This is a genomic window from Actinomyces oris (genome assembly GCF_001929375.1).
In the GTDB taxonomy this organism is placed as follows: domain Bacteria; phylum Actinomycetota; class Actinomycetes; order Actinomycetales; family Actinomycetaceae; genus Actinomyces; species Actinomyces oris_B.
The window spans coordinates 96242-122483 of record NZ_MSGO01000036.1; the positions used below are offsets into that span (position 1 = coordinate 96242).

Consider the following 26242-nt stretch of genomic DNA (forward strand, 5'->3'; position numbering starts at 1 on the left):
GCCTTCGGCCTTTCGACCCCTACGCGTCGGAGACCTCATGAGCCAGCTCATGGGTTTCCTCCTTGGTCAGGGTATTCGGCCTGGCGGCCTCTTACCCCCTCCTCCTCGGACGTCTCACGAGCAAGCTCGCGGACGTCCTCGTCGTCGGGGTGGCGGGATTTGAACCCACGACCTCTTCGTCCCGAACGAAGCGCGCTACCAAACTGCGCCACACCCCGTGTGCAGCAGGCGACAGCATAGCCTCCACCCACCGCGGGGAGGAAATCGGATCGGCTGAGTCCTCCGTCACGTCGGTGTTCGCTCCCCGTCGGAACCCGGTTGGCCCGAGGCGCCCGCCGTGACAGGCTGCTCACGACCGGTCCACCTGCTGGCCCGCGCCCCGGCGCGTCTTGACGGGCCCAAGCCCGTCATCCTCGGGCCCCGTCCCGCTCGAAAGGCGCACGGGCTGGCAAGACTGAGGACACCCACCGAGCACCCGCCGCAGACAAGGAGCTCCCATGCGCATCGAGGCCGTCGTCGGCGACATCACCACCGAGAAGGTCGACGCCATCGTCAACGCCGCCAACAGCACCCTCCTGGGCGGAGGGGGAGTCGACGGCGCCATCCACCGCGCCGCCGGCCCCCGCCTGCTCGACGCCTGCCAGAAGGTGCGCGACACCGAGCTGCCCGACGGCCTGCCGGTCGGCCGCGCTGTGGCCACCCCCGGCTTCGACCTGCCCGCCGCCTGGGTCATCCACACGGTGGGCCCCAACCTCCACGCAGGCGAGGACGACCCCGCCCTGCTGCGCGCCTGCTTCGACAGCTCCCTGGAGCTCGCCATCCAGCTCGGCTGCACCGGCATCGCCCTGCCGGCCGTCTCCGCCGGCGTCTACGGCTGGCCGATCACCCAGGTCTCCGAGATTGCCGTGGCCAGGGCGCGCGCCGTCGAGCAGCTCTCCCACACCGATCCCGACGCCGTCGGCCGACTGGAGCTCATCCGCTTCGTCCTGTCCTCGCAGACCAACCACGAGGCCTTTGCCCGCGAGCTCGAGCGCCCCGAGGACTGATGCGGCTCGCCGGCGGCTTCCCTCTGCCCTCTTCTCTTCCCCTCCCATCGAACCGTCGGGGACAGTCGACGCCGCCGGGGGAGGCATTCCATCGTGGCCGGGGGCATCTTGCGCGTCGGGGGACTGGAATCCCGTCCCCGTATGCGGGGACCGTCCCTCTACACTCGCCCGCATGACCACCGACGCTCACCGCGGACACCCCTCCGCCGCTCCGGACTGCCACAGCGGCGCCGCCGGCACCATTGGCCCTGCCGGACGCGATCCCTTGCCGCTGGCGGGGCGCACCGTCCTGGTCACGGGCGTCAGCCGCCGCATCGGCATCGGCCACGCCATCGCCTGCCGCGCCGCCGACTACGGGGCGAGCATCGTCGCCCACCACTACCGCCCGCACGACGCCTCCCAACCCTGGGGCGCCGACGACATCGACGCCGTCATGGCCTCCATCCGCACCCACCTGGTGGGCCCGGCCCGGCTCATCGACATCCCCGCCGACCTGGCCACGCCCGGGGAGCCGGCCCGCGTCGTCGAGCAGGCCGTGGCCGCTGCCGGCCACCTCGACGCCCTCGTGTGCAACCAGGCCATGAGCAGCCCCGACGGGTCGCTCAGCGAGATGACCGAGGCCGTCCTGGACGCCCACTGGGCCGTCGACGCCCGCGCCTCCATCCTCCTGGCGCAGGCCTTCGCCGCCCAGGCGGGCTTCGCCCCGCCGGCCCCGTCTGGCTCCGCGCGCCGCCGCGGGTCCATCGTCTTCCTCACCTCGGGCCAGGGCCTGGGCCCCCTGCCCGGGGAGATCGCCTACGCCGCCGCCAAGGCCGCCATCGCCGGCCTCACCCCGACGATCTCCGATGAGCTCATCGACGTCGGCATCATCGTCAACACGGTCAACCCCGGCCCCGTCGACACGGGCTACGTCACCGAGGCGGGCCGCGAGGCGACCGCCGTCATGTTCCCTCAGGGGCGCTGGGGCGAGCCCGACGACGCCGCCCGCCTCATCACCTGGCTGCTCACCGACGAGGCCCGTTGGATCACCGGGCAGGTCATCAACTCCGAGGGCGGCTTCGCCCGCTGGCGCCGCTGACTGCCGTGCCCAGGCGCCGGTGTACCTGTGCGCTCTGCCTGCCCCGTCCCACTGCGCGCGCCCTGCGGACCCCCACACACTTCGACCGAAACTTCAGAATCGACGCGGCTCCGGGTCGATTCTGAAGATTCTGTTGAAGTGTTAGCGGGGCGCGGGTCGAAGTGTCGCGTGGGAAGGGTGCTGGGGGAGGGGCGGCTTGGTCGAAGTGTTAGCGGGGCAGCGCCGCCCTCAGGCCGGCAGCAGGCGCAGCAGCGTGGCCTCGGGCCGGCAGGCCAGGCGCACGGGCGTGTAGGGGCTCGTGCCGAGCCCGGCGGAGACGTGCAGGTACATGTGGTCGGCGGCCCGCGGGTCCCCGAGCCGGCCCGGCCACTGCGACAGTCCCGAGGCGCGCCCCCGGTCCAGGTCGCAGTTGGTCACCAGCGCCCCTACACCGGGCACGCACAGCTGCCCGCCGTGGGTGTGCCCGGACAGGACCAGGTCGACGTCGTCGGCCGACATCGCCTCCAGGACCCGCCGGTAGGGGGCGTGCGTGAGCCCCAGCCGCAGAGCCCGGCCCTCGTGGCCGCGGATCGCCGGCAGGGAGGTGGCCGGATCCGCTGAGCCGGCGGCCTCAGGGGCGGGGAAGACATCGCGGTTCGCGTGCGGGTCGTCGACGCCGACCAGGTCGATGCGCCGCCCGCGCACGGTCAGCGAGCCGCGCCGGTTGGTCAGGTCCACCCATCCTCCGGCGGCCTGCAGGTCGCGGATCTCCTCCCAGGGCAGGGCCTCGATGTCCTCGTCGCGCACGCGGCTGGAGGCCGTGCGCGGGTCCCGGTGCAGGTAGCGCGTCGGCAGGCGGAAGACGGTGGAGCGGTAGTCATGGTCGCCCATGACGAAGGCCCCCGGCAGGCCCGTCAGTGGTTCGAGCGCCCGTCGCAGCGGCTCCAGCCCGGATGCCAGGGAGAGGTTGTCGCCGGTGTTGATGACGACGTCGGGCTGCAGCTGCGCCAGCCGGCGCACCCAGGCGACCCGGGCCTCAGTGCGGCCCGTGAGATGGAGGTCGGCCAGGTGCAGCACCGTGAGGGGCGCCTCGTCGGCGGCGAGCACCGGCACGTCGATGCGCCGCAGCACGGGGCACCTGGCCTCAATGAGGCTGTAGGCCAGCGTGGCCGCCCCCAGGGCGGCAGTGGTGCCGACGACGGACAGGGCGGCGCGACCGGCAGGGCAGGGCGTCATGGGGAGTCGGGTCCTCTTCTGTGCAGTTGTGGTTCACTCGACGAGCACGTCGCTCAGTCGTGGGAGGGGATGGGGAGGACCGGGTCGTTGCCCACGGCCTGGGACATGTAGTCGCGCCACATCGGTACAGCCAGGTCGCTACCGTACATGATGCCAATGTAGTGCGGGCCGATCTGCTGGTAGTTGAGGGTCCGGGGGCTGCCGGCGTGACCGATCCAGACGGCGGTGGCCAGCTGCGGGGTGAAGCCCACGAACCAGGCGTCATTGTTGTCATCCGTGGTTCCGGTCTTGCCGCCGATCGGTCGGCCGAAGACGGCTTGCTGCGCCGTTCCGCCTCTCTGCGACGTGGCGGTCAAGGTGGTGGCCGTCAGGTCCGCGGCCCCTTGATCCATGGCCTGGGTGCAGTCCGCGCTGGGTACGGCCATGGAGGTGCCGTTGGCGTCCAGGATCCGGTCGATGGCGATGGGCTTGCAGTACTTGCCGCCGGCGGCGAAGGTCGCGTAGGCGTTGGCCATGCTCAGGGGCGGCACGTTCTGTGAGCCCAGCACGATGGAGGGACGGGGGTCCAGCTGGGTCCCGTCGGCCTTCGTCACTCCGATGGAGGCGGCGAAGCTGGTGACGTCGCAGACGTTGAGGCGGCTGAGCATCTCGGCGTAGGCGACGTTGATGGACAGCTTCGTGGCCTCGGTGACGTTGGTGGCGCGGTTGAGGGACGGGTCGACGTTCTTCGGGGCCCAGGTCGGGTCGTTGTTCTCCGGGGCGCAGGGAATGTCCCACTGGAAGGTCCTGGGGACGGCACTGAGCCCGGCGCCGGCGGAGTTCCCGTTCTTGAACCAGTCGGCCAGGATGAGGGCCTTGAAGGTCGATCCCGGCTGGAAGCCGACGGTCCCGTCACTGAGCTCGATGCCGCCGTGCTTGGCGTCCGCGGCGTAGACGAGCTGGGTGTCAGAGCTGTCGGGGCCGCCGTCGCCATAGTTGCTGTTCTGGGCCAGCGCCTGAATCCGCCCCGTACCGGGCTCGATCGAGACAATGGTCGTGTCGGTTCCCGAGGCGTCGCCGGTGGGGACATTGGACTGGATGACGCTGTCCGCGGCGCTCTGGCGCTGGAGGTTCAAGGTGGTGGTGATCTTCAGCCCTCCGCGCGTCAGGAGCTGACGGCGGGAGGTGATATCAGGCCCGAAGTTCTCCGATCCGAGAATCTCGTTGACCACGTAGGTGCAGAAGTAGGCGGCGCTTCCCGCAGCACCGCATCCGGCCGGGGACTCCGAGACGTGCAGCATGCTCGCGATCGAGGTGGCGACGGCCTCGTCGTACTGCTGCTTGGTGATGAACTTCTCCTCCAGCATCTTGGAGAGCACCCAGTCCATGCGGTTCTTGGCCAGCTCCGGCTGGGTGACGGGGTCATAAGCGCTGGGGGCGTTGGTGGTGCCGGCCATGAGGGCGGCCTCGGCCACCGTCAGGTCCTTGGCCGACTTGCTGAAGTAGTGCCGGGCGGAGGCCTCGACCCCGTAGGTGGAGGGGCTGAAGGCGGCGATGTTGAGGTAGCCCTCGAGGATCTGCTGCTTGGAGTACTTCTGCTCCAGGCTGAGGGCGAACTTCATCTCCCGCAGCTTGCGGGCCACGGTGCTCTCGGTGGCGTCGCGGATGATCTTGTGGTCATCGTTCTTCAGGCCGGTCTCGATGAGCGTGTTGCGCACGTACTGCTGGGTCAGCGTGGACGCGCCCTGACGCGAGCCGCCGGCGTTGTTGGACACCAGGGCGCGCACCATGCCGGTGGGGTCGACGCCCTGATGCTGGTAGAAGCGCTGGTCCTCGACGGCGACGATGGCGTTCTGCATGTTGACCGAGATCGAGCTTAGGGGCACCACGATGCGGTTCTCCGCGTAGAACTTGGTGATCTCGGTGCCGTCGGCCGCCAGGAGGGTGGAGATCTGGCTGGGCGGCTGGACGTTGAAGTCACTGGGGAGCTCCTCGAAGAGCTCGGCGGATGCCTTGGTCAGCGCTGCCGTGGCACCCACGAAGGGGGCGGCGAAGCCCGCTGACAGGACCCCGCCGACGCATGAGAGAGTCAGGAAGACCACGAGCATCGAGACGACCTGGGGTGGTGTCAGTGAGCGCCCGCGCGCAGAGGATTTCGCCATGGCGTCAGCCTACGTGGAATCGCCTGGAGGATGCAGTGGCGTAGACCCTCTTCGGGCTGGGAAGACTCTTGGAGACCGGTCCGGCGCCTTCCTCTCGACGGGGGACGGGATGATTCGACCGCGTGGCGGGTGCTCGGCGGCGGGGCGACTCGGCCACATAGCGAGACAGCTCTGACGCTCAGGTAATTCTTAAGAAATGTCCAGGTGAGAGTCACGGTGGTATCACGATCCCTTGAGGGTGGATGCGGCTCGGGCGTCGCCTGCCGCCCGTGAGAACTGGATTCTCCAGCCGTGGGAAAGGCAAGAGGGGTGGCGGGCTCGACGCCCGGCAATCGGCTCGCTATCAGAGAACTCTCCTTGTTTGCGCTGATCGTCGGTACGTTGTCGGGGATTCGCTGGGATCGGATTGCTCGGGTCACAGGGTGAGGATTTGGTGTGTGATGCTCGATTGCCATACGGTAACGACTGTGACGTGACCGACAACGGCGTCGGCCGTTGAATGAATCGGGAGTGAGCATGATTCAAGACGACCAGACCTGGGCGGCCCAAGCGGCCTGCGCCGCCGTCGAGCCTGACCAGCTCTTCGGCAAGGGCGCTGAGCAGCGCGACGCGAGATCACTGTGCTTCGCATGTCCGGTTCGCATGGAGTGCCTGGCCGAGGCGCTCAACTCCGAGTCCAGCTTCGGCGTCTGGGGCGGACTGACCGAGCGGGAGAGGCGGGCACTGCTGCGCCGCTTCCCCGAGGTCGATGACTGGGGCCTGTGGCTCGAGCGCGAGGACGACGAGCTCGTCGCCGAGATCCACGCCCGTCGCGCCCCCCGCATCCTGGCTCGGGTGCGCTGCGCCTCCTGAAGGCCGCCCCGCGTTCCGTGCTTCCGGCGCCTGGCGGCGAGCCCTAGGCTGAGGCCCATGACTGCATCTTCTGAGCCCGTATCCGCCGCGCCGACCACCTGGGAGTACGTCACCGTCCCCCTCATCACTCACGCCACCAAGCAGATCCTCGACCAATGGGGTTCTGACGGCTGGGAGCTCGTCCAGGTCGTGCCCGGTCCCTCCGGCACGGACAACCTCATCGCCTACCTCAAGCGCCCCCGCTCCTGACGGGCCGCTGGGTGACACCAGCACGCATGACGCCGCGCCTGCGGCCGGGTAGTACCGGACCGCAGGCGCGGCGTCGTCTGTGTCGTTGATGCGGGTGTCAGCGCCCGGCGGCTCGTCCGGTGCACCGTGCCGAGGACTCGCGACCCGAGGCAGGACCTCAGCGGGCGCGACGGCGCAGGCGGTCGACGTCGAGCAGCGTGACGGCCCGGCCCTCCAGGCGGATCCAGCCGCGCGAGACGAACTCGGCCAGCGACTTGTTGACCGTCTCGCGCGAGGCGCCCACCAGCTGGGCGAGCTCCTCCTGGGTGAGGTCGTGGGGGACGTGGACGCCGTCGTCGGTGGGCGAGCCGAAGCGGTCGGCCAGGTCCAGCAGGGCCTTGGCCACACGGCCGGGCACGTCGGAGAAGACGAGGTCCGCCAGCGCGGTGTTCGTGCGGCGCAGGCGCTGGGCCAGGGCGCGCAGCATGTCCTTGGCCAGCTGCGGGTGGGACTCCACGAAGGTCATGAGCTGGTTGTGGTCCAGCGTCAGGAGCTCGGTGGGGGCCACGGCGGTGGCGGTGGTGGAGCGCGGGCCCGGGTCGAACAGGGTCAGCTCGCCGACGATCTCGCCGGGGCCGAGCACCGCGAGCAGGTTCTCGCGGCCGTCGGCACTGGCGTGGCCGAGCTTCACCTTCCCGGAGAGGAGAATGTAGAGGCGGTCGCCTGAGTCTCCCTCGTTGAAGAGGGTCTCGCCACGGCGCAGAGTCGTCTGCGTCATCATGGCGCGCAGTTCCTCCTGCTCCTCCGGGCTCAGGCCCTCGAAGAGCGGGATCCTGGAGATAATGCTGTCTTCCACGGAGATCCTCCTGGTGGTTAGGGGGCTGGCATCCCGCATGCGGGAGCCCTCGGGTCTATCCTGCCACGGCTTGTGACCTGTGGCACGCCGTCGAGCATTGTAGCCTCCGTGTGTTGCAGGTCAAAGGGAAGTGAGCAAAATCGAGTGCGTCGTGTGACACGGTCCCATCCGTGAGGTTGCGGGTCGGCGGCGGGATCGACTGCAATGGCGGTCTGCGGAGGAGGGCCCGCTCTGAGCCGGGCCGAGGCCCGGAGGAGGGCTGCGGCGGCGCTGGGGGTGCTGTCGACGAGATCGCGGAGAGAGGACACAGTGCGCAGAGCAGAGAGCAGTGAGGCGACGGCCCCCGAGGCGGCCCGGCGCGCGGGCGCCGTCGACGACGAGCTCATGGCCCTCTACCCCGACGCCGCCTGCGCCCTCGACCACGACGGCCCCTTCCAGCTGCTCGTGGCCACCGTCCTGTCGGCCCAGACTACTGACGCTCGCGTCAACACGGTCACCCCCGAGCTCTTCGAGCGCTACCCCGACGCCGCCTCCCTGGGGGCCGCCCGGCGCGAGGACCTGGAAGCGATCCTGCGACCCCTGGGCTTCCAGCGGGCCAAGGCCGGCCACCTGCTCGGCATCGGGCAGACGCTCACCGAGCGCTTCGAGGGGCGGGTGCCGCGCAGCCGCGAGGAGCTCGTGGCCCTGCCGGGCGTGGGGCGCAAGACCGCCAACGTGGTGCTCGGCAACGCCTTCGGGCAGCCCGCCATCACCGTGGACACCCACGTCGGGAGGCTCTCACGCCGCCTGGGGTGGACGACGTCGAAGGACCCGCTGCGCGTGGAGAAGGACATCGCGGCCCTGTGGGAGCCGTGGCGCTGGACCGACGGCTGCCACCGGCTCATCGAGCACGGGCGCCGGGTGTGCTCGGCCCGCTCGCCCCGCTGCGGCGAGTGCGCGCTGCTCGAGGCCGGGCTGTGCCCGCAGGTGGGGCTCTGAGGGCGGAGCCTGTGCGGGCCGACGCCGAGCCGACGCCGAGCCGGGCATTTTTCGCGTAGCCCTACAGAAAAACGGTAGGGCTACGCGAAAAATGCCCGGCTCGCGGCCTCAGGCGGTGGTGGGCGGGGCGACGTCGGCCAGGAAGGGCAGCAGGGCCCGGACGAACCCGGCCGGGGTCTCCTCCTGAGGGAAGTGGCCGGAGCGGTGGACCGTCACCTGACGCAGGTTGCCGGCCACGCGGTGGGTGTCGCGCGCGTACGCCTGAGCGGGCTGGACCGGGTCGAGCTCGCCCTGGACCGACAGGACGGGCACCGTCACCGGCTTGTCCAGGGCCGCCGTCTCCGCCCGGGACAGCACGAGGTTGCGCAGCGGCTCCAGGGCGCTGCGGGCGGCGCCGGGTCGCGACAGGAGGTCGGCGTAGTAGGGGGCCTCCTCGGCCACCGCCTCGCGTGTGTGCGGCCCGGCCCAGGAGCGCAGCAGGCCCTCCAGGGCGCTGCGGCTGCGCAGGCGGCGCTCGGCCAGGCCGGGGATCTGCAGACTCGCGTACTGCAGCGCCGGCCCGGACAGCGCCCGGGCCCGCAGCGAGCGCAGCGCGAGCGGGTGGGGAGCGCCGACCGGGACGATCGCCGTCGTCAGCTCCGGGGCCAGGTGCGGCAGCGCCCAAGCGATCTGGCCGCCGAGCCCCGCGCCCACGACCACGGCCCGTTCGTGCCCCAGGGACCGGACCACGGCGGCCAGGTCCTGGGCGAGCGTCACCAGGTCATAGCCCGACGGCGGCCGGTCCGAGCCGCCGAAGCCGCGCAGGTCGAGGGCCGCCACGCGGTGCCCGGCCTGCGCCAGGGCGGGGATGACGTGGCGCCAGGTCCACCAGCACTCGGGGAAGCCGTGCACCAGGAGGGTCAGGGGGCCTGCTCCGGCCGGGGCCTCGGGGCCCGCCAGCGCGACATGGAAACGGGTGCCGCGGGCGGTGAGGTTGCGGTGGGTCCAGGGGCCGGGGCGATTGACGTCAACAGGCACGCCCGCAGCCTACTGGCCAGCGCCCTGTACCGGCGACGGGGTACCCGGCACCGTCCGCGGAGCAATGCCTGCGTCGGCTCGACCTGCCCCGGCGGCGCCCCGTCTCCGCCCTTCTCCCGTGCGTCCACGACACCGCCGGAGGCAGGGAATGTCCAAAATGGAGACAAAGGCCGCGACGAGGCGGAGGACAAGGAAAGAGAACCGCATGATTCCGCGGTTCGGGTGACGGTGTGAGCGCCTGGATATCCGCTTTGTCACCGATATGGACATGCAGCGGGACGAATCGGCTCCCGGAGCCATGCCCGAGCCGGCGGTCGGACTCGATGTTGACACTGGTCGCGGATTGAGGGGTAGGGGCAGCCCAGCAGGGAGGTCGTCAGCGGGCGTTGGTGGAGGTGTCGTTGGTGGAGGGGCAGGGTCAGCCCAGCAGGAGGCTGAGGGTCACGTACACGCCGGTGCCGCTGATGAGCGACAGCCCGATGGAGCGACGCCACAGGTGCAGGCCCGCCGTCGCCCCGATCCCGCCGGCGGCCGGCAGCCAGCTCGCCGGCGACAGGCTCACCCCGTTCAGCGTGTAGGCCACCAGGACGATCATGACCCCCAGCGGCATCGCCCGGGACAGGAAGGCCAGCAGCGCACTGTCCTGGCGCCCGCGCAGCAGCGCGAAGGGCACGATCCGGCACACGAAGGTGATGGCGGCGACGACCACGACGGCGACCGCGATCTGCGGGTTGGTGAGCATCAGCTGTCCCTCCGCCCCGGCTCCGGCGCGCTCGCCCCGGGGCGGCGGCCGCGCCAGGCGTACAGTCCCGCGAGACCGACGGCGAGGATCACCAGCGCGGTCAGCAGCGCCGCCGAACCACCGATCGCCAGGCCGATCCCGCCGGCCACCAGCCCCACGCACAGCACCCCGATATCGGGGTGATTGCGCCAGTTCTCAATGGCCAGGACCACGAACAGGGACGTGAGCACGAAGCCGAGCAGCTCAATGCGCTCACCCACCGCGGAGGCCAGTGCCGTCCCGGCCAGCGCCCCGACGGTCGTGCCCGACACCCAGGAGGCGTGGCTGATCGCCTCCACACCCACCAGGTAGCGCCCGCTCATGGCCCGCCGGTCGCGCGCCGCCAGCAGCGCGTAGACCTCGTCGGTGATCGCGTGGACGGCGTAGAGGCGCGTGAGCGCCCTGCCCCGCACCCGCTCCAGGGGGAAGCCCAGCCCGTAGAAGACGTGCCGACCCGAGACGAAACCGGTGGACAGGGCGATGGTCGCCAGCGGCTCGCCGCCACCGGCCAGCGGCACCAGCAGCATCTGCATGGTCCCGGAGTAGATGACCAGGCTCCACAGCGGTGCCCACCACCAGGCCAGGCCCTCGGCGACCAGCAGCATCCCGGCCGCCAGCCCCAGCGTCACGTATCCGACGACGATCGGTACCGCGTCACGGGCCGCATCGGCGAGGGTCTGCATCCGCCGAACCGACGGCGCTCCCGTCCCTTCCGTCTCGGCGGACGGCGGGACGGCGTCGGGCTCAGTCACGAGGGCCGCGGCCGCCGTCCCGCTTGCGCTGCCCGGACCGGCGAGCCAGGTGGGCGACGACGGCGACCATGATCGTGAGCACGCCCATGAGGATGAAGCGGCCCGAGAGGCCGTCGTCCATGACGTAGGTGGACAGGGCCTTCCCCAGGTCGGAGTGGGCCTGGAGCCGTTCGACCGTGGGCCCGAGGACCGACTTGGTGACTCCCGGCATGAGGATGAAGGGCAGCCCGATGACCATGCTGATGGCGCCGACGACGAAGGCCCCCAGCGAGGAGCGCGAGATCATGAACAGGGCGGTGGCGCAGGCCGCGGTCCCGCCCAGGATCTCCAACGCCCCCATCGGGGAGGCGGCCGAGGGCCAGGCCGAGGGGTTGCCGCCGGTCAGGGTGGCGGCGCCGTCGTGCACGAGGAACCAGGCCACCGGGAACAGGACGATGGCGACGAGCACCCCGGCCCAGTGAGTCTCGACGCGCGAGCTCGGGGCGCTCAGCGCGCTGGCGCCCTTGAGGAGAATGGCGTCGTCGTCCTCGTCGGCACCGGTCATGGCCATGGCGGCCTGCCGGGCACGCGAGCGGCCGCGCTCCTCCGGGTCGTCGCTCTGAACGGCGTCGGCGCTCGCGGACAGACCCCGGGCGGCGGGGGCGGCTGCGAACCAGTCGGGCGTCTGCTGCGGGGAGGGGGCCGACGGCGAGGCTGCCGGTGCTTGGCGGTAGTCCCGGGCGCCCGTGGAGGCGGGGGCCGCCTGGGTTGACGGGGTCGACGGTGCCCACTCGGAGTGCGGCGTCGACCCCGCCGGAGCGGGGAGCGGCGTGCTGGCGGGTGCCTCGGGGCGGTCACCGGAGAGCTCGATGTACGGGGAGGAGAGGGCTTGGGGCGCCGACTCGGTGGAACGCGCCGAGGAGGCGCTGGCGGCGGAGCCCGTCCGGGCCAGCTGGGCCGCGGGGGTCGCCGGCCAGAACGGGGCCGAGGGGCGGTTGTCCGCGGCCGCGCTCACCGGCGCCTCCGGCTCGGCCGGTGACGTCGACGCGGTCACCGATGGCCCCGAGTCCGCTGACGGGGCGGCCGGTGTCGTCGTGGCCGCCGACGGCGCGGAGGGGACCACGAAGGCCGTCGCCGAGACGGCGGGGGCCTTGACGGGCGCGAAACCGTCATCGGTGTCATCGACGTCCTCAACGTCATCGACGTCGGTTGCATCGGCCGTGTCGGCAGGCGTCTGGGAGCTGGAGGCCGGCGGAACCGGCGTCCAGGCCCGAGCGGCGGGGGCTGAGGAGGCTGGCGTCGAGGCGGTTGCCGACTGCGCAGCCTCCTCGGCATCGTCCTCGAGCTCGCCGTCGAAGTCGTCGAAGCCGTCGAAGTCGTCGAAGCCGTCGGTGTCGTCGAAGCCGTCGGTGTCGTTGTTGTCGGTGTCGTCCATGCCGACGGCGGCATCCGTGGTGCCGGTCGCGGTGGAGGGGGTCTGCGGGGTGGTGCCCGTGACCTCGTTCGAGGCTCGGGCCGCGCCGGTGGCCACCGAGACGGGCACGGCCCTCACGGCAGGGGAACCGGTCACGGGGGTGAGGTCGTCCCCCGCCTCAGGGGTGAGGTCGTCCCCCGCCTCAGGGGCGTCGAGGTCATCGGCTCCGGAGGGCTCCTCCGGCTGGGACGAGTCCTCGAAGTCATCGAACTCTTCAAGGTCTTCAAGGTCTTCGAAGTCCTCGAAGTCCTCAGCCTCGATGAGGCTCTGCGGCGCCGCAGGGTCCTCGGCGGTGTCCGCCACGGGCGCGCGTCCCTGAGTGCCCGCGGCCGCTGCTGACGCAGGCACCGCGGCGGCCGCTGTGGTCGGCCGGTTGACTGGCCAATCGTTCGGTGCGCCGGCCGACTGACGGGTGGGCTCGGTGCTCACTGCCGGGGCCTCGTCCTCGTCGTCCACCGCGGCGGGCGAGGGCGCCTCCGGGGCGGGGCCGGCGGAGCTGCTGAGGGCCGCAAACGTGCTGGCTGTGCTGTTGGCGGTAGCTGCGGTGGCCGCTGGAGCCGTCGTGGCTGTGGTGGCCGAGTCCTGAGGCTCCCCGGGCCGGGTGGGTTCAGGAGCCGTGGGCGTTGTGGCCTGGGCGGTGCCGGCCTCAACAGTCTCAGCACGGGCTTCCGAGGTGCCGGCGACCTCGGGGGATGCCGTCTCGGCCGTGGCCTCGGTGGCGACCGGTGCCGGCTCCTCCTCGACCTCACCGGGCTCCGACGACGGTGGAATCGACGGCGGCATGCCATTGGCAGCAGCGGTCCCGACGGCCGTCTCCACGACTGCGTCGTCGGCGGCGGGACGCAGCGGGGTCTGGGCAGGGCGGTCGGCCGGGAGGACGCCGCCGTGAAGGTCCTGGTGCACCAAGGACGTCGGCTCCTCGGAAGGAGTGCCGGCGTCCTCAGCCGCTTCATCGGCTGTGTCCGTGGCTGTGCCGGCGGCCACCCGGGCGGTGCTGGCGGCAGCCTTGGCGGCGGTCTTGACGGTTTCGACGGCCTGGGCGGCCCGGCTCGCGGCGGCGTCGGGGAAGGTCCCCTGTTCGCGGAGGTTCAAGGTGTCGATCTCGTCGTCAGCGGCCGGGTCCTGCTCGCCGGCCCCGTCACGGGCTGCGTCATCGGCCGTCTCGGCCTCATCGGCGTCGGCGGCACTGACCGGAGCGGCCTCGCGGTCCTGGGCCACCGGCGCCTGAGGCGCGGGGGAGGCGGCCGGGGAGACCTGGGAGACCCTGCCGGCGAGGCTCGCGAGGGAGGCCGGAACGAGGGCCTCATCGGCCAGGTTGACCGTCACCTCTCCCGAACGGGGGTCCGTGGCCAGTGCCCGTGCGGTGGGCGTCGACGCCGCCTCCGAGGACGGGGCGACGTCGTCGGAGGCGGCGGGTGCCTGCGGTGCAGTGCGGTCTGTGTTGTCGGTGCTCACGAGGTCTCCTTACGCATGCACACGGTAGTAGTAGGGGCGGGGATGCCGGAAGGGGGCCGGTCAACTCCGGGACACGGAGTCGGGCATGGGACCCTCAGACGCCGGAGCGCAACCTGGCCAGCGCGTTGGCACGGCCCTGCCGGCGAGCTACATGTGCTCCCCAGCCGATCGCCATGAGCTCGATGCCGATGGCGGCGAGCACGACGGCGTTCGGGCCGTTAGGCAGGAGCCTGGAGACCAGGCGGCCGCCAGGGATCATATCGTTGCTGAGCGCGGGCACCGCGGCAAGAACGAGAACCGGTCCGATGACGCGCGCACCGAGGGTGGAGCGCGACGTCGAGGCGCCGGCCGCGGCCAGGGCCAGGAGGGAGACGAGGACGGCCGCCAGCAGCAACGGCCCGGTCTGGACGCCGGGGGCGACTGCTCGCAGGTAGGCGCGCGGCAGCAGGAAGGCCGCGAGCGCCAGGCCGGCGATGACCCAGGGCAGGGACAGGAGGTGGGCGCGTCGGCGCGAGGGGGGCGGTGTCGGAGTGGAGCCCACGGTCCGGTCGGCCTCGGTGAGGCGGAAGGCGGCGTGCCCCTGGGCGTGTCCGGCGCGGCGGGCCAGGCGCATCCCCCAGGAGCCGCCCAGCCACAGGCCCGCAAGGACGAGCATGAAACCGGTGCTGATGAGCTGCTTCAGCCAGGGCTCGGTCAAGGAGGCCGCGTGAATGGGGGCCAGGAAGACCATCGTCTGGGCGGTCAGCGCGGTCAGTCCGGTGGCGAGCGCGCCCAGTGAGGAGCGGCTGGCGAACAGCACGGCGGCGGCCGAGGAGAGCAGCAGGAGGGCGCCGAGCAGCAGGCCGGTGCGCAGTATCGAGGTCTGGTCGGCGGCCAGACCCAGGAGGACGGAAGCACTCAGGGCGAAGAGGACTCCGACGACGGCGGTGAGCACGTAGTCGGGGCGGCGGCTGCGCGGTGGCCGACCCGATGCGCCAGGGGTCGCAGGTGGCGGGCCGGAGCCCGGGGCGTGATGGGAGGGGGAGTCACTCACCTGATCGAGTCTAGGGGGTGCGCTCGCCTCGTGCTGGTTTCCTCGGGATGCGGGGCCAGGAGGCGCCTGTGGCTGCCGGTGACCGCGGTGTGCCACAGTGGGGGCGTGGTGCGATTGTCTGTGGGGATCGGGCCGTCGGAGCCCGGGGGGCCGAGGAGGCCCGTCGCGCGGGGCGTGGCGGGCCGGCCCGGCGTGTCGACCGGAGGGGCGAATACCGGTGGGGTCGGCGGAGGTGCGGCGGCCGGGGCGGTCGCCGACGGCGCCCCCGCGCCCGAGGGGCCTGCGCTGGAGGCGCTCAGGGCCGTGGCCGCCGACGAGCGGGTGCGCGCCGCTGAGGCGGCGGTGCGTGAGGCCTGCTCCGAGCTGCGCTGGAACGAGGTCCTGCGGCGCCGGTGGCGCGAGGCCCGCGCCGAGGCCGCGATCCGGGGCGCCATCGCCTCGGGCGGCGTCGAGGGGGCGGTGGTCTCCGCCGAGGTGCTGCGCGAGCAGGTGGCCGCCGGCTCCCTCACCCAGGCCGCCACCGGTGACCCGGGCCTGGACGCCGTGGCCGGGCTGTGGCGCGCCGGGACCCGACTGGTGGGCTGGATGCCGGACCTGGTGGGGCGGGGGCGACCGGTGGTGCCCCCGGCGCGCTCGCTGCTGGCGGCGCTGCACCGCGACGTCGTCGGTCCCCTGGCGGCCGGTGGCCGGGTGGGTCTGGAGGAGGTCGGCGTGCCGCGCTCCGGGCGGGTGCGCGCCCGGGAGGGCGGTCCGGGGGAGGCGCCGCAGGGCGAGGAGCTGACGGTGAGGCTGGCGGGGCTGGTCGATCTCATGGAGGCGCAGCGGGCACCGGCACTGGTTCGGGCGGCCATCGTCCACGCCGAGATGCTGGCGGCGCGGCCCTTCACCGCCGGGAACGCGGCCGTGGGGCGGCTGCTCGTGCGTCACCTCCTGGTGCGTGACGGGCTTGAGCCGACCGGTACGGCGGTCACCGACCTCTATCCCGGCCGGGTGCCGGCGGCCTACGCCGAGGCCGCCGGGGCCTACGCCTCGGGCACCATGGACGGGGTCGTGGCCTGGGTGGTGTGGCAGGCCGAGGCGGTGCTCGCGGGGGTTCAGGAGGCTCAGCGCCTGTGCCGGGCGGTGCAGGCCGGCACCTGGCGGGCCGGGTGATCCCGGGGCGGACCCGGCGAACCCGGGGCGGGCCCGGCCCGAGGCCCGGCCGGAGGACTCAGATGCCGCGAGTGCCGCGAGTGCCGTGCGGGCCGCGTCGGGCCATGAGCCAGGCGGCGGTGCCCCCGACGGCCAGCACGCCGGCCACGTGGGCGATCACCGAGGCTCGGGTCGACAGGCTCGGGGGCTCCCAGCGCGGCCGCAGCCGCACCGGGCGGGCGAAGTCGCGCACCGGCCAGTCCCGCTCCTGCGCCAGGCGCCGCAGGTCCCGGTCGGGGTTGACGGCGACCGGATGGCCGACGGCGCTGAGCATGGGCTCATCGGAGATGGAGTCGGAGTAGGCCCAGCACCGGGACGGGGCGATGCCGTGGGCGGCGGCGTCCTCGCGCAGCGCCACCACCTTCTCCGAGTGCAGCATGGAGCGGGAGATGCGTCCGGTGAACAGGCCGTCCTCGCCGACCTCCATGTGGGTGGCCACGGCCCGGTCTGCCCCCACGAGGCGGGCGATGGGGGCGACCATCTCGGTGATGGAGGCCGAGACCACCACGACGTCGTGCCCGGCCCGGCGGTGGCCCTCGATGAGGTCGAGGGCCTCGGCGTAGACGGCCGGTTCGATCGCCGTGGTCAGGGCGCCCTCGACGACCTCCACCAGGTCCCGGCGGCTGATACCGGCGGACATGAGGGCCAGATGCTCCATGAGGCTGCTGGAGCGCTGGGTGCCGGCGCCCACCAGGAGGTAGGGGATCTGGGCGATGAGCCCGTAGGCCAGGGCGCGGGAGGAGATGAGGCCGCTGCGCCGCATCGGGGTGCCCAGCGCCCAGGTCGACGACGTCGCCAGGATCGTCTTGTCCAGGTCGAAGTAGGCCGCCGCGCGGTGCCCGGCGGGGGGCGGGTCGGCAGCGGGGCGCTCCGGCGCCACCGGTGGGGCGGTCGGTGCCGTCACCGGTGACGTCGCTGGCATTCGGGAGGGGTCGCTTGCGCGGTCCTGCGCGCTCATGGACCCATCTCATCATGAGGGGACCTCCGGTGTCAGGTGTGTCAGCTCCGCGGTTGCCTCCGTCATCACCGCCGGCTCCCTGACCGGCCGCAGTCCTTCGCGGCGGGCGCGGGGCCACAGCCCCGTTTCTGCACCCCGTCTCCACAGGCCCGACGACGCCGCTGGGCGCAGCCGCGGGCGGGCCCGCACCCTGGTGGGGACTCGCCCGCGGCGCCGCAGTACCGCCGCGGGGTACCGGCCGAGGAGCCGGGAGGGCGGCTGTGGCAACGGCCGCGGGAACGGCTGGCAGGCCGCGGGGAAGGACTCGGGACAACGTGGAGACATGTGAAGGAGAGGACGATGCCGGTGAGGATGCCCGTGAGGCAGACGCGCGTGCCCCCGGGGGAGGGCGGGGGACAGACCGGGCAGTGGGAGCAGTCGGAGGAGACACTGATCATTCCGGCAGCGGAGGAGCCCGGGGGTGAGACGGCGCCGGAGCAGGGGGAGAAGGACCCGACGTCGGGAGCGACGGATGGGGCCGGGGCGACGCAGGCAACCCGGGTCAGGCCGGCGACGGGGCGGAGGCCGGCGTGGGACGGCCGGGACGTCTCCTTCCCTCCCCTGAGACCCGCCGCCGACCGGCCTGCGCAGCCCGGTGCTGAGGCGCAGACGGGGGAGGGGACGACGGGCGCGGGGCGCACCGCCCAGGTCCTGGCCGTCACCGGTGCCCGCGGGGGCCTGGGGGCCAGCGTCCTGCTGCTGCACCTGGCGTGGGCGCTGGGACGCGCGGGCAGGCGGGTGGCGATGATGGACCTCGACCCCACCGGCGGCCTGGACCTCCTGTGCGGGGAGAGCGTCCTGACCGGGCTGCGCTGGGCGGACCTGCCGGCCGAGGAGTCGGCCTTCCGGCCCGGTCACCTCGTCGGGGCCCTGCCCGTGTGGCACGCCATGCCGGTCCTCACCGGGGACGTGCGTGGAGGCCCCCTGCCCTGCGCGGAGGCGGTCCTGAAGGCCATGCGGGCCGAGCACGACGTCGTGCTGGTGGACCTGCCCCGAGGGGCACCCCCGCCCCCGGGCGCCGGGGTCCTCATCGTCACCGGGCTCGACCTGCGCTCGGCCATCGCCGCCGAGAGCATCGCCTCGCGACTGCGGGGCACGGCGCCCGCCGGTACCGACGCCGCCGACGCCCAGGCCGCCGACGCCGCCGCGGGGGTGCCGGTCTGGCTCGTGGCGCGCCAGGTGGGTGAGGACGTCGTCGTCGAGGACCTCGAGCTCATCACCGGCTGCCCGGTCCTGGGACAGGTCCCCACCGACCGGGTCCTGGCCAAGCGGCTGGCCCTCGGGGAGGACCCGGTGCGGGCCCGCTCGGCCATCCGGCGCGCCGCGAGCGCCCTGGCCCGGGAGCTGCTGCCCCGGCTCGCCGGTGCCACGACGCCGGGGAGCCGGCCAGTGAGCCGGCCAGCAAACCAGTCAGCGAATCAGTCAGACCATCAGACGAGGAGGCAGTCATGGTCCCGGTGAGTCCCGATCAACCCAGAGTCTCCGGTGGGACCGGGGCAGACGGCCCCGAGCTCGCCCGCGTCCGCAGTGCCCTGGCCCGCGGCGTGGGCCTGGAGGAGGCCCTCAACGACGCCGCCGCCCCCGCTACCGGACAGGTGGGGATGGCGCGCCTGGGGCAGAGGGTGCGCGCCGACGTCGACGGCGCCGGGCCGCTCCTCCAGCCCCTCATCGAGACCGACGGCGTCACCGACGTCCTCGTCAGCGGCGGGCGCACCTGGATCGACCGGGGGCACGGCCTCGAACCCGTCCCCGCCGCCACCATGGACGAGCCCGAGGTGCGGGCCCTGGCCGTGCGCATGGCCGCCTCCGCCCACAAGCGCCTCGACGACGCCTGCCCCGTCGTCGACGCCACCCTGCCCGACGGCACCCGCCTCAACGCGGTCCTGCCGCCCCTGAGCGCCGACGGCACCCTCATCAGCCTGCGCACCAAGCGCCGCCGTGGCTTCACCCTGGACGAGCTCACCGCCGCCGGCACCGTCGCCCCCGGACTGGACGAGGTCCTGGCCGCCCTCGTCACCGGCCGCGCCAGCTGCCTGGTCACCGGCGCCACCGGCACCGGCAAGACCACCCTCCTGGCCGCCCTGCTCGCACTCGTCCCGGCCACCGAGCGCATCGTGTGCATCGAGGAGGCCAGCGAGCTGCGCCCCCACCACCCCCACGTCGTCCACCTCCAGGAGCGCGGCGCCAACGTCCAGGGCGTCGGGGCGGTCTCCATGACCTCCCTGGTGCGCACCGCCCTGCGCATGCGGCCCGACCGGATCGTCCTGGGCGAGTGCCGCGGCCCCGAGGTACGCGACGTCCTCACCGCCCTCAACACCGGCCACGAGGGCGGCTGGGCCACCCTGCACGCCAACTCGCCCGCCGACGTCCCCGCCCGCCTGACCGCCCTGGGGGCGCTCGCGGGACTCGACGAGGCGGCCGTCGCCGCCCAGGCGGCCAGTGCCCTCGACGCCGTCGTCCACCTGCGCCGGCAGGCCGGCACCGCCGGGGCACGCCGCTTCGTGGCCTCCATCGGCGTGCTGCGGCGCGAGGCGTCCCCGGCCGGAGCGGTCCTCATCTGCGAGGAGGCCCTGCACGTGACGGGCGACGGCCGCCTGAGCCCAGGCCCGGCCGTATCGGCGCTGCGGGAGCGGGTCGGTCCGCAGGTCTTCGCCCGCACCGGCCTTGACGGACTGCCCGACCCGGGGGAGAGGAGACCCACATGACCGAGACGGCCTGCATGACCGGCATGGCCTGCGTGGCGGTGGGCGTCGCGCCCCTGCCCCCGGCCGGGCACCTGGCCGGCCCGGCGGACGGACCGGTGCCCGGCGCCTGGATCGCGGCGGTCCTGGTCGCCCTGGCCGCCGCCGTGCTCCTGCTGCCGGCCCGCCGCGGCCTGCCCCGCGGCTTGACCACGGGAGCCTCCGCGGCCGAGGCTCGCCCGACGATGCGGCAGGCGGCGCTCACCGCGCTGCGCTCCCGACGCACCGGGGCGCCCGAACCGGACCTCGGCCTGCTGCTCACCGAGGTCGCCAGCCTCCTGCGCGCCGGCGCGACGGCGCAACGGGCCTGGACGCGCGCCTGCCGGCGCGCGGGTCTCACCGAGGGCGTCGAGCCCGACGAGGATGGTGTCCCACCGGTGCTGCGCGCGCTCGCGGACCTCCAGCACGACTCGTGGCTGCCCCGATGGAGCGGCGGGCACCTGCACTGGCACCCGCCCCCAAGGGGGCAGCGGGCCCGGCAGAGGCGCGCCACCGCCGCCGGGGTGCCGGGCGCCGTCGCCTCCTGCCGCCTGTCGACCGCCCTGGGGGCGCCCCTGGCCGACATCCTCCAGACCGTGGCCGGCGGGGTGGCCGAGTCCGGTCGCGCCGAGGCCTCCCGGCGGGCCGCCCTGGCCGGTCCCCGCAGCACCGCCCGGCTCCTGGCCTGCCTGCCCGTGGTCGGCCTGGGACTGGGGATGCTCGTGGGCGCCGACCCCGCCTCCCTCCTGCTCGACGGCGGCGTCGGCAGCGCCGTGGGGGCGCTGGGCATCGGCCTCATGGTGGTGGGGCACCTGGTGACCAGGCGCCTCATACGCTCCGCAACGGCTGAGGGCGAGGTCGTCGACGAGGCCCTGGTCCTGGACCTGGCCGCCGCCGCCCTGAGCGCCGGGGCCTCGGTGCCCGGGGTGCTCACCGCCTTGGGCCAGGCCCTGGAGGAGGAGGGCCCCGGCGTCGTGGGGAGGGCCTTGCTGCTGGGCGCCCCGTGGGAGGAGGCCTGGCAGGCGCCCGAGGACGATCAGTGGAGGGCGCGGCGCTCCCGCCTGGAGTCCTGTCTGCGCCCCGGCTGGGAGGACGGGGCCTCACCGGCCGCCCTCCTGGAGGCGACGGCGGCGAGCCTGCGCGCGGGGCGGCACGCCCGAGACGAGGAGGCCGCCGAGCGCCTGGCGGTGCGCCTGGTCCTGCCGCTGGGCGCCTGCCACCTGCCGGCCTTCGTCATTCTGGGGATCGCGCCGGTCGTCGCCTCGGTCGGCATGAGCATGCTCACCGGGTGAAGGCGCCCCGTCCTGCCGGCGTCCTGTCTCGGTGGTGCCCCCACCCGCCCACCGGCCGAACCACCGTATGAGGCACGCCCAAGTGGGTACTCCTGCCCGCGCGGGTGCGCGAACCCCCGGCGGCCTGGCACGATGGGGACATGGCACTGTCGAAGAAGCTGCTGAGCCGCGACGAGGTCGTGGTGCGGCACATGCACACCCACATCAAGGTCCTCCTGTGGCGGTTCGTCGTTGAGATCCTGCTGCTCGTGGTCGGCGTCGTCGCCTCGGTCATGGTCCCCGCCACCTGGCGGCCCTGGGGCATCCTGGCGATCTGGGTGGTGATCCTCGTGGTGAGCGTCCCCCTGCTGCTCCTGCCGTGGCTGCGGTGGTACCTGTGCACCTACACGATCACCACCAAGCGCATCATCACCCGCTCCGGCATCGTCAGCCGCATCGGCCACGACCTGCCCCTGACCCGGATCTCGGACATCCAGCTGGACAAGGACGTCACCGACCGCTTCTTCGGCTGCGGCACGCTGGCCCTGCAGACCTCCGCCGATGACCCGCTCCTCCTGCACGACGTCCCCCACGTAGAGACGGTCCAGGTGGAGATCTCCAACCTGATCTTCGACGACACCCAGGGCGCCATCGACGCCGACCCCCGCAGCTGAGCGGCACGGAGCCGCAGATACGCAGAGAGACGACGGCCGCCGGTTCCTCAGGGGGAGCCGGCGGCCGCCGTCGTGATCGTGGTGATCGGGTCAGTCGAGGGTCTCGACGACGCTGACCGCCTGGGCCACACCGGTCAGGGTGGCGGCGATGCGCACGGCCTCCCAGACCTGCTCGGTGCTCAGGCCCTCGCCGCGAACCGTGGCCTCGTGGGCGGTCACGCACTTCTCGCAGCCGTTGATCGTGGACACGGCCAGGATCCACAGCTCGAAGTCGACCTTCTCCACGCCGCCGGAGGTGCCCATGATGTTCATACGCAGGCCCATGCGCTCGTTGTCGTAGGCCGAGCCCAGGAAGTGGCGCGTGCGGTAGGCGACATTGTTCATCGCCATGATGGAGGCGGCGCCCATGGCGGCGCTGATGGCCTCCTCGGACAGGTGGGTGCGGGCGTCCTCCATGACCTGGACCAGGACGGACTCGTTGCGGGTCGCGGCGGCCGCGGCCACGAAGGCGCCCCACTGCTGCTGCTCGGTCAGCGAGGAGGAACGGGACAGGGTGGACAGGTTCAGAGAGAGGTCCTTGGCCCACTCGGGCAGGGCGGAACGCAGGTTGTCGATGCTCATGTGTTCTCGTTTCGTCGTCGTTCAGATAGTGAAGGTCAGGGGACGGGGCGGCGACCCGTCAGCTCATCTGGCTCAGGGCGTCGATGGTGGCGGCGCCGGCCTGCCAGTTGCAGGCGCACAGCTCGTCGGACTGAAGGGCGTCGAGCTGGCGCAGGACCTCCTCGGTGTTGCGGCCCACTGAGTCGGCGGTCACGGAGACCGACTGGATGACGTTGTGGGGGTCGATGATGAAGGTGGCGCGGTCGGCCTCACCGGTGGGGCGCTTGATGCCCAGGGCCTCGGTGAGCTCGCGGCCCAGGTCGCTGGCCATGGGGAAGGGCAGGTCCTGGAGCTTGTCGTGGCTGCGGCGCCAGGCGTAGTGGGTGTACTCGTTGTCCACCGAGACGCCCACGACCTCGCAGTCGCGGTCCTTGAAGTCCTGGTAGAGGTCGCCGAAGGCGGCGATCTCGGTGGGGCACACGAAGGTGAAGTCCTTGGGCCAGAAGAAGACGACGCGCCAGGTTCCGGCGGGGACCTGCGAGGAGACGGTGGTGAAGTAGTCCTCGGGCTTACTGGCCTCAACCTCCTTGAGGTTGCCGGGGACGACGGCGGTGAGCTCGTAGGCGGGGAACTGGTCTCCGATGGTGAGAACGGCCATGGGTGCCTCCTGAATCGTGCGAATCGTGGTGCGAGTTGGTGCGGGTCTGCGCTGACCCGCACCAACCCGGGTCGGGTCGGGTCGGTGCGGGGCGGCTCCGTCGGTCCAACCGTAAGACGCCAGCCCCATAGGCGCAACTAAAAGTTGTCCTATTTTTAAAAAGGCATGCCTTATCTGGTGGTGTTGCGGTGACGCGGCCGGCTCCCGGCCGCTCGAGCCCGTAGGCCGGTCCCCTGAAGGGGTCCTGGGGCGTGCGGGGCCCGTCGGCGGAGTGCTTCTGCCGCCCGACCTGCTCATGATGCACATCCTGGACGCCACCGACCGGATCCTGGTGGGCTCGGGCGGCGTCATGGCCATGCACTACGGATCGCTCCAGATGGCCGAGCGCTTCGCCACCCTGGCCACCCTCCATCCCGGCCGCGTCGACATGGGTCTGGGGCGCGCCCCCGGTGGGGACATGCGTGCGGCCGCAGCCCTCAACCAGGGCCGCGTCATCGACCCCGACGCCATCAACGCCCTCATCGAGGAGACGGTCGCCCTCCTGTGCGACGACCTGTCGGCCACCCACCCCTACGCCTCCATCGAGGTCCGCCCCCGCCCGGCCCAGATGCCGGAGGTCTGGCTCCTGGGCTCCTCGGGCCAGTCGGCCGCCTGGGCCGGCACCCACGACCTCAACTACGCCTACGCCCAGTTCTTCACCGGCCGCCAGCAGGTCGAGATCATGAACCACTACCGCGCCCACCTCCCCGAGAGTCCGGGCCGCGGATCCATCCACGGGGGCCAGGCCCTCTCCGCCCTGTGCGTCAGCGCCGCCGCCACCCGCGAGGAGGCCCGCGAGCAGGCCCTCGTGGCCGCCGACGCCCGTTTCAGCCTGCGCACCGGCCGCCCCATGCGCTTCCGCGACCCGGCCACCCTCGACGCCGCCTACCGCGCCGAGGTCGAGCGCTACCTCGAGCGCGACACCGCCATCATCGCGGGCACCTACGACGAGGTCGCCCAGGCCCTGTCCTCCTTCGCCGAGAACCACGGCACCGAGGAGGTCATGCTCATCAGCCACATCGACGACGTCGAGGTCAAGACCCGCCAGTACGCCGAGCTCGCCGCCCGCCTCCTGTGAGCCGTCGGGCGCACCCGCGTCCTCCCGTGCGGCGGGGCGCCAGATATGGGCGGCGCCCCGCGTTACGGTCGGTCCCATGAGCCCCGCTAGCGCCCGGTCCGCCTCTGAGCCGTCGTCCTCCTTCCCGCCTCCGGCGGCCACGCCCGAGCAGGCGGCGAGCCTGCGGGCGGACCTGGCCGACTCCGGCTGGGGTGTGGAGGCGGTGGCCGCCCTCCTGGGCGAGGCCGCCGATGCCGCCCTGCGCCGCGAAATCCGCCTACCCGCCCTGCGAGCCGTGCGCGCCGCCCTGGCGGGCGGGCAGGCCCCCTCGCCCATAGCCGTCCTGACCGCCCTGTTCATGCTCGGTGAGCCGGTCCCCACCACCGCCCTCGATATCGCCCTGCCCCGCACCGCTGCGGCGGGCGCCGCCGCCATCGGCCTGGTCGGCGAGCCCGATGAGACCGGATGCGTCCGCGCCCGTGCCGACCTGCGCCCCCACGAGGCCGTCGACGACGCCGGTGAGGTCCGCTGGTGGGTGGCCTCCGACCTGGGCGAGCTCGTCACCGGCCGTGCCCTGGCCCCCGACCACGTCCTGGGGGTCGGGGGCGCCGGGCTCACCCTGGCGTGCCTGACCCCGCGCACGCGGGTGGGCACTGCCCTGGACCTGGGATGCGGCTGCGGCATCCAGACCCTCTACCTGCTGCGTCACGCCGAGCACGTGGTGGCCACCGACATCTCCGCGCGCGCCCTGGCCTTCACCGCCTTCAACGCGGCCCTGGCCGGCGTGAGCGTCACCGGCGCTGCCGACGCCGCCCCCGGCTCCGACCTCGATGTTGACTCCGAGGCTGCCACCTCCCCCGAGTCCTCCTCGGGCTCCGGCTGTCTGGAGCTCCTGCGCGGCTCCCTCCTGGAACCGGTGGCCGGCCGTCGCTTCGACCTCATCGCTTCCAACCCGCCCTTCGTCCTCACCCCGCCGGCGGTGCGCGAGGCAGGCCTGCCCCTCATGGAGTACCGCGACGCCGGCGGCCCCATCCTGCCGGGGCTCGTCGCCGGTCTCGGCCAGCACCTCGAGCCCGGCGCGGTCGCCGTCATGCTCGGCAACTGGGAGCACCGGGGTACTGGCTCGTGGCGCGATGCCGTGGCCGCCTGGGTCCCCGAGGGGCTCGACGCCTGGGTCATTGAGCGCGAGCTCCAGGACCCGGTGGAGTACGCCACCATGTGGCTGCGCGACGGCGGCCTGACCCCCGAGCGTGACGCTGAGGGCTTCGACGCCGCCCTGGAGGCGTGGATCGACGACTTCGAGGCCCGCGACGTGCGGGGCGTCGGCTTCGGCTACCTCATCGTCCACCGTCCCCGGCGCCCCCGCGAGCCCTGGTGCCTCCTGGAGGAGGTGAGCACCTCCGGTCAGGGGGTCCTGGGACCCCATGTCGCCGAGGTGCTGGAGGTGCGTGAGCAGCTCGCCGGTCTCGACGACGAGGCCGTCGCCGACCTGCGCCCGCTCCTGGCCCCCGACGTCACCGAGGAGCGTCACCTCATCCCGGGGGCGGCCGAGCCCACGGTCATCCTGCTGCGTCAGGGCGGAGGGCTGGGGCGCGCTCTGCAAGCCTCGACGGTGGTGGCCGCGCTGGCCGGGGTGGCTGACGGCGAGCTGAGTGTCGGACAGGTCGCCTCCGCGGTCGCCGCGCTCAGTGAGCTGAACGCAGCCGACGCGCTCGCGCTGCGCGCGGAGATGGTTGAGGCGGCCCGTCATCTTCTGACCACAGGATTCCTGCGTCTGGGAAAGTGACGATGGACTGAATGAGGACTTGAGGGAAATGGATGATGGCGAACGCCCGGTGGGTATGACTCCGTTCTGAGACATTTACGACTTTGACATTGTCTTTCCTTCGTCGTCGTCGTGATGTCCTCGTCATCAACGATATGCAACTGAAACCCTTTCCGTTCGGCGTCATTTCAAGCGAAAGTACCTCTGGGCTGCGGTGATGCGCGATTGTTGTTCCGTGAACCGCTTCTGAGGTGCTGGGGAGGAGGTCGAATGACCTAGATTCCTTAGCAGTCACTTTTTCGTGCGCTCCCCGCGCGCCCATCCCTCATGATCGGAATCCATCGGTATGTCCCAGTCATCACGTCGCTCGCGGCGCGGGTGCAAA

General features: G+C 72.7%; 23 protein-coding genes and 1 tRNA gene. 12 read left to right on the plus strand and 12 right to left on the minus strand.

Features of this window, described 5'->3' with window-relative positions; genetic code table 11:
- Positions 1-144 precede the first annotated feature (144 nt).
- Positions 145-218: transfer RNA gene (locus BKH32_RS08390), tRNA-Pro, on the minus strand.
- 279 nt (positions 219-497) lie between these two features.
- On the opposite strand from BKH32_RS08390, the gene BKH32_RS08395 reads away from it, so the two are divergent.
- Both BKH32_RS08395 and BKH32_RS08400 read left to right on the plus strand, forming a co-directional pair.
- Positions 498-1046: an O-acetyl-ADP-ribose deacetylase gene (locus BKH32_RS08395; protein ID WP_075249514.1), complete on the plus strand. Its 549-nt coding sequence runs from the start codon at positions 498-500 to the stop codon at positions 1044-1046.
- 172 nt (positions 1047-1218) lie between these two features.
- Positions 1219-2124: an SDR family oxidoreductase gene (locus BKH32_RS08400; RefSeq protein WP_075249515.1), complete on the plus strand. Its 906-nt coding sequence runs from the start codon at positions 1219-1221 to the stop codon at positions 2122-2124.
- Between the two features lie 228 nt (positions 2125-2352).
- On the opposite strand, the gene BKH32_RS08405 is transcribed toward BKH32_RS08400, so the two are convergent.
- Together BKH32_RS08405 and BKH32_RS08410 are read right to left on the minus strand one after the other, a co-directional pair.
- A complete protein-coding gene (locus BKH32_RS08405; RefSeq protein WP_075249516.1) occupies positions 2353-3339 on the minus strand; it encodes a metallophosphoesterase in 987 nt (328 codons plus the stop codon).
- Between the two features lie 53 nt (positions 3340-3392).
- The gene (locus tag BKH32_RS08410) at positions 3393-5480 is read right to left on the minus strand and encodes a transglycosylase domain-containing protein (protein ID WP_075249517.1); all 2088 of its coding nucleotides are present in this window, start codon (positions 5478-5480) and stop codon (positions 3393-3395) included.
- Between the two features lie 516 nt (positions 5481-5996).
- Between BKH32_RS08410 and BKH32_RS08415 the strand changes: the two genes are divergently transcribed.
- A complete protein-coding gene (locus tag BKH32_RS08415) occupies positions 5997-6332 on the plus strand; it encodes a WhiB family transcriptional regulator (protein ID WP_075249609.1) in 336 nt (111 codons plus the stop codon).
- A gap of 57 nt (positions 6333-6389) precedes the next feature.
- On the plus strand, positions 6390-6581 hold the full coding sequence (locus tag BKH32_RS08420) for a DUF4177 domain-containing protein (protein ID WP_075249518.1): 192 nt from the start codon (positions 6390-6392) through the stop codon (positions 6579-6581).
- Positions 6582-6738: 157 nt separating this feature from the next.
- Here BKH32_RS08420 and BKH32_RS08425 read toward each other — a convergent pair whose 3' ends face one another.
- Positions 6739-7416 (minus strand): Crp/Fnr family transcriptional regulator, encoded by a 678-nt coding sequence (locus tag BKH32_RS08425; protein WP_003787943.1) that lies wholly within the window; start codon positions 7414-7416, stop codon positions 6739-6741.
- A 204-nt stretch (positions 7417-7620) separates the two neighbouring features.
- Here BKH32_RS08425 and nth point away from each other — a divergent pair, with 204 nt between their 5' ends.
- Complete coding sequence (gene nth, locus BKH32_RS08430) at positions 7621-8394, plus strand: endonuclease III (protein WP_256691414.1); 774 nt, start codon at positions 7621-7623, stop codon at positions 8392-8394.
- A 108-nt stretch (positions 8395-8502) separates the two neighbouring features.
- On the opposite strand, the gene BKH32_RS08435 is transcribed toward nth, so the two are convergent.
- The 5 genes from BKH32_RS08435 to BKH32_RS08455 all read right to left on the minus strand — a co-directional run bounded on the left by BKH32_RS08435 (position 8503) and on the right by BKH32_RS08455 (position 14885).
- On the minus strand, positions 8503-9411 hold the full coding sequence (locus BKH32_RS08435) for an alpha/beta fold hydrolase (RefSeq protein WP_075249520.1): 909 nt from the start codon (positions 9409-9411) through the stop codon (positions 8503-8505).
- Between the two features lie 418 nt (positions 9412-9829).
- On the minus strand, positions 9830-10153 hold the full coding sequence (locus BKH32_RS08440; RefSeq protein WP_075249521.1) for a branched-chain amino acid transporter permease: 324 nt from the start codon (positions 10151-10153) through the stop codon (positions 9830-9832).
- Entirely contained in the window at positions 10153-10875 is a 723-nt protein-coding gene (locus BKH32_RS08445; protein ID WP_075249522.1) for an AzlC family ABC transporter permease, read from the minus strand. Before BKH32_RS08445 ends, BKH32_RS08440 begins: the two co-directional genes overlap by 1 nt.
- A 61-nt stretch (positions 10876-10936) precedes the next feature.
- Positions 10937-13852, minus strand: a complete 2916-nt coding sequence (locus BKH32_RS14460; protein WP_256691416.1) for a hypothetical protein — start codon at positions 13850-13852, stop codon at positions 10937-10939.
- A gap of 94 nt (positions 13853-13946) precedes the next feature.
- On the minus strand, positions 13947-14885 hold the full coding sequence (locus BKH32_RS08455) for a hypothetical protein (RefSeq protein ID WP_256691418.1): 939 nt from the start codon (positions 14883-14885) through the stop codon (positions 13947-13949).
- Positions 14886-15077: 192 nt separating this feature from the next.
- On the opposite strand from BKH32_RS08455, the gene BKH32_RS08460 reads away from it, so the two are divergent.
- Positions 15078-16037 carry a Fic family protein gene (locus BKH32_RS08460; protein WP_081376753.1) on the plus strand — a complete coding sequence of 320 codons (960 nt, stop codon included), beginning with the start codon at positions 15078-15080 and terminating at the stop codon, positions 16035-16037.
- Positions 16038-16095: 58 nt separating this feature from the next.
- Here BKH32_RS08460 and BKH32_RS08465 read toward each other — a convergent pair whose 3' ends face one another.
- Positions 16096-17034, minus strand: a complete 939-nt coding sequence (locus BKH32_RS08465; RefSeq protein WP_081376754.1) for an HAD family hydrolase — start codon at positions 17032-17034, stop codon at positions 16096-16098.
- 351 nt (positions 17035-17385) lie between these two features.
- Between BKH32_RS08465 and BKH32_RS08470 the strand changes: the two genes are divergently transcribed.
- The 4 genes from BKH32_RS08470 (at position 17386) to BKH32_RS08485 (ending at position 21738) form a co-directional block, all read left to right on the plus strand.
- A complete protein-coding gene (locus BKH32_RS08470; protein ID WP_256691449.1) occupies positions 17386-18534 on the plus strand; it encodes a cellulose synthase operon protein YhjQ/BcsQ in 1149 nt (382 codons plus the stop codon).
- Positions 18522-19778, plus strand: coding sequence for a TadA family conjugal transfer-associated ATPase (locus tag BKH32_RS08475; protein WP_075249526.1), 1257 nt, complete (start codon positions 18522-18524; stop codon positions 19776-19778). Before BKH32_RS08470 ends, BKH32_RS08475 begins: the two co-directional genes overlap by 13 nt.
- Positions 19775-21085 (plus strand): type II secretion system F family protein, encoded by a 1311-nt coding sequence (locus BKH32_RS14465; RefSeq protein WP_256691423.1) that lies wholly within the window; start codon positions 19775-19777, stop codon positions 21083-21085. The genes BKH32_RS08475 and BKH32_RS14465 overlap by 4 nt, the downstream gene beginning before the upstream one ends.
- Before the next feature lie 140 nt (positions 21086-21225).
- Positions 21226-21738, plus strand: a complete 513-nt coding sequence (locus BKH32_RS08485; RefSeq protein ID WP_075249528.1) for a PH domain-containing protein — start codon at positions 21226-21228, stop codon at positions 21736-21738.
- A gap of 90 nt (positions 21739-21828) precedes the next feature.
- On the opposite strand, the gene BKH32_RS08490 is transcribed toward BKH32_RS08485, so the two are convergent.
- The gene (locus tag BKH32_RS08490) at positions 21829-22359 is read right to left on the minus strand and encodes a carboxymuconolactone decarboxylase family protein (RefSeq protein ID WP_075249530.1); all 531 of its coding nucleotides are present in this window, start codon (positions 22357-22359) and stop codon (positions 21829-21831) included.
- 58 nt (positions 22360-22417) lie between these two features.
- Entirely contained in the window at positions 22418-22996 is a 579-nt protein-coding gene (locus tag BKH32_RS08495) for a peroxiredoxin (protein WP_075249532.1), read from the minus strand.
- Between the two features lie 295 nt (positions 22997-23291).
- Here BKH32_RS08495 and BKH32_RS08500 point away from each other — a divergent pair, with 295 nt between their 5' ends.
- Positions 23292-24113: an MsnO8 family LLM class oxidoreductase gene (locus tag BKH32_RS08500; RefSeq protein WP_256691451.1), complete on the plus strand. Its 822-nt coding sequence runs from the start codon at positions 23292-23294 to the stop codon at positions 24111-24113.
- A gap of 76 nt (positions 24114-24189) precedes the next feature.
- Complete coding sequence (locus BKH32_RS08505; RefSeq protein ID WP_075249537.1) at positions 24190-25878, plus strand: DUF7059 domain-containing protein; 1689 nt, start codon at positions 24190-24192, stop codon at positions 25876-25878.
- The last annotated feature ends 364 nt before the right edge of the window (positions 25879-26242 follow it).

What these genes read in the sequence shown, in the direction of transcription:
- BKH32_RS08495 (WP_075249532.1), bottom strand. Translation starts at nt 22,996, where the DNA reads ATGGCCGTTCTCACCATCGGAGACCAGTTCCCCGCCTACGAGCTCACC.
- nth (WP_256691414.1), top strand. Translation starts at nt 7,621, where the DNA reads ATGGCGGTCTGCGGAGGAGGGCCCGCTCTGAGCCGGGCCGAGGCCCGG.
- BKH32_RS08490 (WP_075249530.1), bottom strand. Translation starts at nt 22,359, where the DNA reads ATGAGCATCGACAACCTGCGTTCCGCCCTGCCCGAGTGGGCCAAGGAC.
- BKH32_RS08470 (WP_256691449.1), top strand. Translation starts at nt 17,386, where the DNA reads ATGCCCGTGAGGCAGACGCGCGTGCCCCCGGGGGAGGGCGGGGGACAG.
- BKH32_RS08465 (WP_081376754.1), bottom strand. Translation starts at nt 17,034, where the DNA reads ATGAGCGCGCAGGACCGCGCAAGCGACCCCTCCCGAATGCCAGCGACG.
- BKH32_RS08440 (WP_075249521.1), bottom strand. Translation starts at nt 10,153, where the DNA reads ATGCTCACCAACCCGCAGATCGCGGTCGCCGTCGTGGTCGTCGCCGCC.
- BKH32_RS08410 (WP_075249517.1), bottom strand. Translation starts at nt 5,480, where the DNA reads ATGGCGAAATCCTCTGCGCGCGGGCGCTCACTGACACCACCCCAGGTC.
- BKH32_RS08500 (WP_256691451.1), top strand. Translation starts at nt 23,292, where the DNA reads ATGATGCACATCCTGGACGCCACCGACCGGATCCTGGTGGGCTCGGGC.
- BKH32_RS08415 (WP_075249609.1), top strand. Translation starts at nt 5,997, where the DNA reads ATGATTCAAGACGACCAGACCTGGGCGGCCCAAGCGGCCTGCGCCGCC.
- BKH32_RS08420 (WP_075249518.1), top strand. Translation starts at nt 6,390, where the DNA reads ATGACTGCATCTTCTGAGCCCGTATCCGCCGCGCCGACCACCTGGGAG.
- BKH32_RS14465 (WP_256691423.1), top strand. Translation starts at nt 19,775, where the DNA reads ATGACCGAGACGGCCTGCATGACCGGCATGGCCTGCGTGGCGGTGGGC.
- BKH32_RS08405 (WP_075249516.1), bottom strand. Translation starts at nt 3,339, where the DNA reads ATGACGCCCTGCCCTGCCGGTCGCGCCGCCCTGTCCGTCGTCGGCACC.
- BKH32_RS08445 (WP_075249522.1), bottom strand. Translation starts at nt 10,875, where the DNA reads ATGCAGACCCTCGCCGATGCGGCCCGTGACGCGGTACCGATCGTCGTC.
- BKH32_RS08395 (WP_075249514.1), top strand. Translation starts at nt 498, where the DNA reads ATGCGCATCGAGGCCGTCGTCGGCGACATCACCACCGAGAAGGTCGAC.
- BKH32_RS08505 (WP_075249537.1), top strand. Translation starts at nt 24,190, where the DNA reads ATGAGCCCCGCTAGCGCCCGGTCCGCCTCTGAGCCGTCGTCCTCCTTC.
- BKH32_RS08400 (WP_075249515.1), top strand. Translation starts at nt 1,219, where the DNA reads ATGACCACCGACGCTCACCGCGGACACCCCTCCGCCGCTCCGGACTGC.
- BKH32_RS08475 (WP_075249526.1), top strand. Translation starts at nt 18,522, where the DNA reads ATGGTCCCGGTGAGTCCCGATCAACCCAGAGTCTCCGGTGGGACCGGG.
- BKH32_RS08485 (WP_075249528.1), top strand. Translation starts at nt 21,226, where the DNA reads ATGGCACTGTCGAAGAAGCTGCTGAGCCGCGACGAGGTCGTGGTGCGG.